Origin of the sequence: Promicromonospora sp. NPDC059942 (assembly GCF_042731755.1) — a bacterium.
GTDB lineage: Bacteria > Actinomycetota > Actinomycetes > Actinomycetales > Cellulomonadaceae > Promicromonospora.
On sequence record NZ_JBHWLR010000008.1, the window covers coordinates 1 to 6,915 of the forward strand.

9 protein-coding genes and 3 tRNA genes are annotated in these 6,915 nt (G+C 70.0%); 7 read left to right on the forward strand and 5 right to left on the reverse strand.

Going from position 1 to position 6,915, the window contains the following annotated elements; translation table 11 throughout:
• Nucleotides 1-165: 165 nt before the first annotated feature.
• Entirely contained in the window at nt 166-510 is a 345-nt protein-coding gene (locus tag ACFV9Q_RS14340) for a metallopeptidase family protein (protein WP_377232010.1), read from the reverse strand.
• Between the two features lie 100 nt (nt 511-610).
• On the opposite strand from ACFV9Q_RS14340, the gene ACFV9Q_RS14345 reads away from it, so the two are divergent.
• The 6 genes from ACFV9Q_RS14345 (at nt 611) to ACFV9Q_RS14370 (ending at nt 2,643) form a co-directional block, all read left to right on the forward strand.
• Nucleotides 611-683: transfer RNA gene (locus ACFV9Q_RS14345), tRNA-Glu, on the forward strand.
• Between the two features lie 144 nt (nt 684-827).
• Nucleotides 828-901, forward strand: a tRNA-Asp gene (locus ACFV9Q_RS14350).
• 51 nt (nt 902-952) lie between these two features.
• Nucleotides 953-1,025, forward strand: a tRNA-Phe gene (locus tag ACFV9Q_RS14355).
• 120 nt (nt 1,026-1,145) lie between these two features.
• Nucleotides 1,146-1,610 carry a hypothetical protein gene (locus ACFV9Q_RS14360; protein WP_377232003.1) on the forward strand — a complete coding sequence of 155 codons (465 nt, stop codon included), beginning with the start codon at nt 1,146-1,148 and terminating at the stop codon, nt 1,608-1,610.
• A gap of 239 nt (nt 1,611-1,849) precedes the next feature.
• Nucleotides 1,850-2,302 carry a phage holin family protein gene (locus ACFV9Q_RS14365; protein ID WP_377234958.1) on the forward strand — a complete coding sequence of 151 codons (453 nt, stop codon included), beginning with the start codon at nt 1,850-1,852 and terminating at the stop codon, nt 2,300-2,302.
• Complete coding sequence (locus ACFV9Q_RS14370; protein ID WP_377232005.1) at nt 2,299-2,643, forward strand: DUF3618 domain-containing protein; 345 nt, start codon at nt 2,299-2,301, stop codon at nt 2,641-2,643. Before ACFV9Q_RS14365 ends, ACFV9Q_RS14370 begins: the two co-directional genes overlap by 4 nt.
• A gap of 64 nt (nt 2,644-2,707) precedes the next feature.
• On the opposite strand, the gene ACFV9Q_RS14375 is transcribed toward ACFV9Q_RS14370, so the two are convergent.
• On the reverse strand, nt 2,708-2,917 hold the full coding sequence (locus ACFV9Q_RS14375; protein ID WP_026365760.1) for a BldC family transcriptional regulator: 210 nt from the start codon (nt 2,915-2,917) through the stop codon (nt 2,708-2,710).
• 593 nt (nt 2,918-3,510) lie between these two features.
• Between ACFV9Q_RS14375 and ACFV9Q_RS14380 the strand changes: the two genes are divergently transcribed.
• Nucleotides 3,511-3,723 (forward strand): DUF3073 domain-containing protein, encoded by a 213-nt coding sequence (locus ACFV9Q_RS14380; RefSeq protein ID WP_377232006.1) that lies wholly within the window; start codon nt 3,511-3,513, stop codon nt 3,721-3,723.
• Between the two features lie 60 nt (nt 3,724-3,783).
• Here ACFV9Q_RS14380 and purM read toward each other — a convergent pair whose 3' ends face one another.
• Genes purM through ACFV9Q_RS14395 form a run of 3 tightly spaced genes read right to left on the reverse strand, consistent with a single transcriptional unit; the run spans nt 3,784 to nt 6,831 of the window.
• Entirely contained in the window at nt 3,784-4,890 is a 1,107-nt protein-coding gene (gene purM, locus ACFV9Q_RS14385) for a phosphoribosylformylglycinamidine cyclo-ligase (RefSeq protein ID WP_377234959.1), read from the reverse strand.
• A gap of 35 nt (nt 4,891-4,925) precedes the next feature.
• Nucleotides 4,926-6,473: an amidophosphoribosyltransferase gene (purF, locus tag ACFV9Q_RS14390; protein WP_377232008.1), complete on the reverse strand. Its 1,548-nt coding sequence runs from the start codon at nt 6,471-6,473 to the stop codon at nt 4,926-4,928.
• Nucleotides 6,474-6,531: 58 nt separating this feature from the next.
• Complete coding sequence (locus ACFV9Q_RS14395; protein WP_377234960.1) at nt 6,532-6,831, reverse strand: hypothetical protein; 300 nt, start codon at nt 6,829-6,831, stop codon at nt 6,532-6,534.
• Nucleotides 6,832-6,915 lie beyond the last annotated feature (84 nt).

Genomic DNA, 6,915 nt, shown 5'->3' on the forward strand with positions numbered 1-6,915 from the left:
CCGCGGCGTACCAGTCGTGGACCAGGATCTCGCCGTCCGTCAGCGTGGTCGTGGCGCGGGCGAGCTCGCCCCAGGCGGACGGGACGGTCGCGGCGGGGGGGGGGGGGGGGTTCCTCTCTCGTCTTTGCCCCCCCCCTCCCCCCCCCCCCCCGGGGCTCTGTCGGCTCAGTCCCAGCCGAGCTCGTGCAGGCGGTCGTCGTCGATGCCGAAGTGGTGGGCGATCTCGTGGACCACGGTCACGGCCACCTCCTCGACGACGTCCTCGCGCGTGTCGCAGATCGCGAGGGTCGGGTTCCGGAAGATGGTGATGCGGTCCGGCAGCGCCCCCGCGGCCCACATGTGGTCGCGCTCCGTGAGCGGCACGCCCTCGTAGAGGCCCAGGAGCTCGGGATCGTCCGCGGGCGCGTCGTCCTCGACGAGCACCACCACGTTGTCCATCTGCGCCGCGAGATCGGGCGGCACGAGGTCCAGCCCCTCGCTGACGGCCGTCTCGAAGTCCTCCCGCGTCATCTCCACCACGCACCCATCATCCCCGACGCGCGACACGTCCCGGACGCGACCCCCGACGTGCGGCGGAGCAGCCGACCGCCTGTAGACTTGCCCGGTCTTGGCCCCCATCGTCTAGCGGCCTAGGACCCCGCCCTTTCACGGCGGTAGCACGGGTTCGAATCCCGTTGGGGGTACGGAACGGCTCGCTAGAGCCGGGTTTCGTCTGCTGTGAGGCAGGTCATCCACCTGGTGCCCGGATCTGATTTCAGGTTCTGGCCCGCGGTGGGTTAGGGTACTCACGGCTCGAAACAAGCCCCCCGATCGCGGGTAGCGATCATGGCCCTGTAGCGCAGTTGGTTAGCGCGCCGCCCTGTCACGGCGGAGGTCGCGGGTTCAAGTCCCGTCAGGGTCGCGCGAGAGGCGCCCGGATTGTCGGTCTCGACTATCCGGGCGTTCGCGCTAGGGCTCTGTAGCTCAGTTGGTAGAGCGTTCGACTGAAAATCGAAAGGTCACCGGATCGACGCCGGTCGGAGCCACAGCGAAGAACCCCCGGAACCCTTGAGGTCCGGGGGTTCTTCTTTTGCCCCGAGCAACTCTGGCCGGGACGGAACCGTGCGCGGCAGGTTGGCCCGGAAGACCCTGGTAGTTTCCCGCCCATGGCTTCCCACGCACTCACCATTCCCGGCACCACCGGACAGATCGCGCTCGTTCCCGACATCTGGTGGGGGCGCAGCTACCTGACCGTCGACGGCAGCAAGGCACCGAGCGCCGGCAAGCGGGCCTTCACCCTGCAGGGCACGGACGGCCACCCTGTTGTCGCGACGCTCGGACGCACTGCCCTGTTCGCGTCGGTGCCGCCCGTCGAGGTGAACGGCGAGACGTATCTCGCGGTCGAACCCGCTCCTGTGGTCGTCCGCGTGATCGGCATGCTGCCGATCTTGCTCGTCGCGTTCGGTGGGCTCCTGGGTGCACTGGTCGCGGTGCTCGCGGTCATCGTCAACTTCAGGATCGCCGGGAGCAGCCTCTCGACGGGTGCGAAGAGCGGCATCATGATCGCCGTGGCGGCCGCCGCCTACGCGATCTGGCTGGTGACCGCGGGCATCTTCGCGGCGGCTCTCTGATCGCCCTGGGACGATCTCGACGTCCTGCGTGAAGATTCCCCAGGTCCCTTAAGCCGACGCCGGCGAACAGCGCGCGGCGGCCGGTCTGAGGCAATTCCTTCCAGCAATTGCGCATTGGCGAGTGATCCCCTTCATGCCTTTACTGGAAGCCACGCCGCGCCAGGAATTGCCCCATGAGCTCTTGGCCTGTTGAGTTGTCTTCAGCGGCGCAGGCCGAATCCGGCGGCACGGGAGGGCAGATGATCGACGACGTGAAGATCGACGGCCAGGCAGGAACGGCAGGAAGCGGCCCGGAGAGCACGCCAGGACCCGGGCAGCCGCTCTCCCTGGGCAAGCTGGTCGAGCAGGTCTCAGAGCAGGCCTCACGCCTCGTCCGTGCCGAGATCGAGCTGGCCAAGGCGGAGCTCGCCGAGAAGGCCAAGAAGTCCGGCATCGGCATCGGACTGCTCGTCGTGGCGCTCCTGATCCTCGCGTACGCCGCCGGCGTGCTGCTCCTGGCGGCCGTGTACGGGCTCGGCACGGTGTGGCCCCTCTGGCTGTCGGCACTCGCCATCGGCGGCTTCATGGTGCTCGTCGTGATCATCCTGGCGCTCGCGGGCGCCCAGCTCCTGAAGAAGGCCACGAACCCGCCCGAGAGCGTCCAGCGCGTCAAGGACGACATCACGTCGATCAAGGAGGGGATGCAGCGATGAGCACTCCGACACCGCCGCCCACGCCCAGCAGCCGCGAGCTCGAGGCCGAGGTGCTCCGCACCCGCGCCGACCTCGCCGCGTCCATCGACGAGCTCACCACCCGCCTCAGCCCGGGGTACCAGGCGTCACGCATCGCCCACGAGGCCAAGCAGGCCGCGAGCGACGCCGGCGCCATGGCCGCCGGAGCCTTCGGGAACAAGAACGGCGGGCACAAGAACGGCCCGGCGCAAGATCCGCGCCGGGCCCGCAACGCCAAGGTTGTGATCGGTGCCGCGATCGGGCTCGTGGCCATCGGCACCGCTGTGGTCGTGACCGCTGTGCTCAGGCGCGCGCGGGGCTGAGCTGGGGGGCAGCACCCGGCGCGCCTTCGTCCTACCTGCCGACCAATCCGTCAACGACGCCCGACTAGTTGTCGGTGTCGCCCGAGCTGTCCGCTGCCGCACCGAGCAGCGCCCGAACCTCGGACTCCTTGTAGCGGCGGTGACCGCCAAGTGTCCGGATCGACGAGAGCTTTCCCGCTTTTGCCCAACGCGTTACTGTCTTGGGGTCAACACGGAACAAGCTCGCTACCTCGGCAGGCGTGAGCAGGACCTCGGATTCTCCGTGGATGGACATCCCCGCACCTCCTCCGGAACGGTGCCGGCCTGGCCGTACCAGGCGGTTGACGACACCCGCTCTTGCACCATTGTTAGCAGCAAACGGGATTTAGGCGACTTGGGGACGGGGTTTATTCCCTCACTTTCTCCGCCACTCGCCACGCGCGCCCGTTTCGGGCGAGTCTCGGACACGTGCGACACGCCGACGCCGACATTTCGCCGCTCCTCCGGGCAGCACGCGCGCCGACCCGAGGGCGGGCTCGAACAGGCCCCGGACGCCCGCCAGGACTCGGCAAAGCGCCGGACCGGACCGTCGGGACACCCGGGCGGCATCGCCCGGTAGCCGTGGGTCCGGAGCCGCACCCGGAGCGCCGTCTACCTCAGAAATGCCATGTATCGGTCAAGGGGTGGTCGGGGGACCAGTCGGAACAAGTCGGCAAGGGGGTCGGAACGACTCCAATGTCACATCGGCGGATGGGACGAATCACGTCCACGGACTGGAAGAAACGCCGTACCAGCATGTAACGTTGGAACCTGGACAGACGAAACGCTACGGGGCCGCACGTCCATGCACGGTGCCGCCCCGCTCCTACGTTGAGGGGGGTCGGAGCCATGGGCCGCGGCCGTCAGAAGGCTAAGCAGACCAAGGTTGCTCGCGAGCTGAAGTACTACAGCCCGGACACCAATTATCACGCCCTCGAGCAGGAGCTCAGCGGAGACTCCCGCACGGATGTTGCGACACAGTCGCGGTGGGATTCCTCGGAGGACGAGGAGTACGACAACAGGTACTCCGACTGGGCGGACCAGGACGGCAACACGCGCTGAGGGTGCCGGCGCGTTTGCGCCGGCCCCCAGGCCTGGTCCTCGGACCGGTCTGCCACCGCCTCAGCGGTAGTCGTTCACCAGCCTGACCGCGCCGCCGGACACACCCTTCGTTCCCGCGACCAGGTCTTCCTGTGCCGTCGAGGCGTCCAAGGTCTCCACGCTGCCCAGCGTCCATGCCGGCACGCCCAGCGCGGACAGCCGGGCCAGCGCCGCGTCAGCGCCGTCGGCGCCCACCACGGCCACCATGCCGACACCCAGGTTCAGGGTGTTCTCCAGGTCGCGCCGCGGCACGCCGCCGAGGCTGCGCACCATCTGGAACACGGCGGGCACGTCCCAGGACGCGCGGTCGACCGTCGCCACGAGCCCGGCGGGCAGCACGCGCGCCAGGTTGGCCGCCAGCCCGCCGCCCGTCACGTGCGTGAAGGCGTGGACCTGCGCCGCCTCGTCGGCGGCCAGCGCCAGGCAGTCCGAGGCGTAGACGCGCGTGGGCTCCAGGAGCTCCTCGCCCAGGGCGCGCCCCAGGTCGTCCACGTGCCGGTCCAGCGCCCAGCCCGCGTGCTTGATCACGGCGCGCACCAGGGAGTACCCGTTGGAGTGCAGGCCGCTGGAGGCGAGGGCGATCAGCACGTCACCGGGCTGCACCCGGTCCGGGCCCAGCACCTTGTCGGCCTCCACGATGCCCGTGGCGGCGCCGGCGACGTCGTACTCGTCCGGGTCCAGGAGGCCCGGGTGCTCGGCCGTCTCGCCGCCCACCAGGGCCGTGTCGGCCACCTCGCACGCCTGGGCGATGCCGCGCACGATGTCCGCGATCCGCTCCGGCACGACCTTGCCCGTGGCGATGTAGTCGGTCATGAAGAGCGGCTTGGCCCCCATCACGACGATGTCGTCCACGACCATGCCCACCAGGTCGAACCCGATGGTGTCGTGCTTGTCCATGGCCTGCGCAATCGCGACCTTGGTGCCGACGCCGTCCGTGGACGTCGCCAGCAGCGGCGCGCGGTAGCCCTTGAAGGCCGACAGGTCGTACAGGCCGGCGAATCCGCCCACCCCGCCGAGCACGGCCGGGCCCTGCGTGCGCCGCACGGCGTCCTTCATGAGCTCGACGGCCTTGTCGCCCGCCTCGGTGTCCACGCCTGCGGCGGCGTACGTCAGGCCTTCGGAAGTCACGGGTGCTCCTGCGTCGTTCGGGTGGTGTACGTGGGTCACGGGTGGTCGAGCGCGGTCGAGCCGCCGGTGCTCACGGTGAGCTGCTTGAGCCCGTCCTCGGGCTGGCCGAGCGGCAGCTCCGCCTGCTCCAGGAGGTGCTTGCCGAGCTGGTCGTCCGGGGGCAGCTCGATCGGGTACTTGCCCGTGAAGCAGGCGGCGCAGAGCTGCGAGCTCGGCTGCTCGGTCGCGGCGATCATGCCCTCTGTGGTGATGTAGCCGAGGCTGTCGGCGCCGAGCGACTGGCCGATCTCCTCGACCGCCAGGCCGTTCGCGATGAGCTCGGCGCGCGACGCGAAGTCGATGCCGTAGAAGCAGGGCCACTTGACCGGCGGCGACGAGATGCGCACGTGCACCTCGGCCGCGCCCGCCTCCCGCAGCATGCGGATCAGGGCGCGCTGGGTGTTGCCGCGCACGATCGAGTCGTCCACGACCACCAGGCGCTTGCCCTTGATCACCTCGCGCAGCGGGTTGAGCTTCAGGCGGATGCCGAGCTGCCGCAGCGTGTCGGACGGCTGGATGAACGTGCGGCCGACGTAGGCGTTCTTGGTGAGGCCCTGTCCGAACGGGATGCCCGACTCCGCGGCGTACCCGACGGCCGCCGGCGTGCCGGACTCCGGCGTCGGGATCACGAGGTCGGCCTCGACGGGGTGCTCGCGTGCCAGGGTGCGGCCCATCTGGACGCGCGCGGCGTGCACCGAGCGGCCGTTGATGGTGTTGTCCGGCCGGGCCAGGTACACGTACTCGAAGACGCAGGCTGCCCGCTCGGCCTGGGCGAAGCGCACGGAGCGCATGCCGTCGGCGTCGATGCAGATGAGCTCGCCGGGTTCGACGTCGCGCACGTAGGACGCGCCCACGATGTCGAGGGCCGGGGTCTCGCTGGCGACCACCCAGCCGCGGTCGAGGCGGCCGAGCACCAGGGGGCGCACGCCCTGCGGGTCACGCGCCGCGTACAGGGTGTTCTCGTCCATGAAGACCAGGGAGAACGCCCCGCGGAGCCGCGGCAGCACCTCGAGGGCCGTGGCCTCCAGCGTGTGGTCGGCGTCGCCCGCGAAGAGCGCGGTGATCAGGGCCGTGTCCGTGGTGTTGCCGCGGGCGAGCTCGCCGCGGCGCTGGGCGCCGTAGCGCTCGGCCACGAGGTTGACGAGCTCGGCCGAGTTGGTCAGGTTGCCGTTGTGGCCCAGGGCCACCGTGCCCGACGCCGTGGCGCCAAGCGTCGGCTGGGCGTTCTCCCAGGTCACGCCACCGGTGGTGGAGTACCGGCAGTGCCCGACGGCGATGTGGCCGGTCAGTGCGTTCAGGGCTGTCTCGTCGAAGACCTGGGAGACGAGTCCCATGTCCTTGTAGACGAGGATCTGCTCACCGTTGCTGGTGGCGATGCCCGCGGACTCCTGTCCGCGGTGCTGGAGGGCGTACAGACCGAAGTACGCGAGCTTGGCGACCTCCTCACCGGGTGCCCAGACCCCGAAGACGCCACATGCGTCCTGGGGGCCCTTCTCGCCGGGCATGAGGTCGTGGTTGAGTCGGCCATCTCCGCGCAGAGGCATGTTCCGAGTATCCCATGCGGCCGGATGTCCGTGACCGGCCTCGCATGTGACCTCCGCGTCAGCGGCCGCGCAGGCTCCGGCGGTCCGCGATCACCGCGAACAGGCCCGCCAGCAGGGTGGTCACCATCGTGACGAAGGCGGTCAGCACCGTGACGTAGACGCCGGGCTTCATCAGCCCGGCGGCCGACGGCGAGCTGACCAGGTAGAACGACAGGAGCAGGCCGAGCACGACGCCGACCAGCGCGCCGGTCAGGAAGAAGGCCTTGTACCGCGGGGCGCGGCGCACGGTCGCCGGGTCGACGACGTCGCGCACCTCCACGTCGTCGGCGGAGTCGCTGGCTGCCTGGGTCTCACTCACGCCACCCAGGGTACGCGTCCCGGCCGCACCGGCCGAAAGCCGTGGCCACGGGGGAAACGACAACCGGCCGGGTGTGTGAGGGGA

Excerpts from the sequence above, each read along its gene's own strand:
- ACFV9Q_RS14365 (WP_377234958.1), top strand. The coding sequence starts at position 1,850 with ATGATCGACGACGTGAAGATCGACGGCCAGGCAGGAACGGCAGGAAGC.
- ACFV9Q_RS14340 (WP_377232010.1), bottom strand. The coding sequence starts at position 510 with ATGACGCGGGAGGACTTCGAGACGGCCGTCAGCGAGGGGCTGGACCTC.
- ACFV9Q_RS14375 (WP_026365760.1), bottom strand. The coding sequence starts at position 2,917 with ATGTCCATCCACGGAGAATCCGAGGTCCTGCTCACGCCTGCCGAGGTA.
- ACFV9Q_RS14380 (WP_377232006.1), top strand. The coding sequence starts at position 3,511 with ATGGGCCGCGGCCGTCAGAAGGCTAAGCAGACCAAGGTTGCTCGCGAG.
- purF (WP_377232008.1), bottom strand. The coding sequence starts at position 6,473 with ATGCCTCTGCGCGGAGATGGCCGACTCAACCACGACCTCATGCCCGGC.
- ACFV9Q_RS14360 (WP_377232003.1), top strand. The coding sequence starts at position 1,146 with ATGGCTTCCCACGCACTCACCATTCCCGGCACCACCGGACAGATCGCG.
- ACFV9Q_RS14370 (WP_377232005.1), top strand. The coding sequence starts at position 2,299 with ATGAGCACTCCGACACCGCCGCCCACGCCCAGCAGCCGCGAGCTCGAG.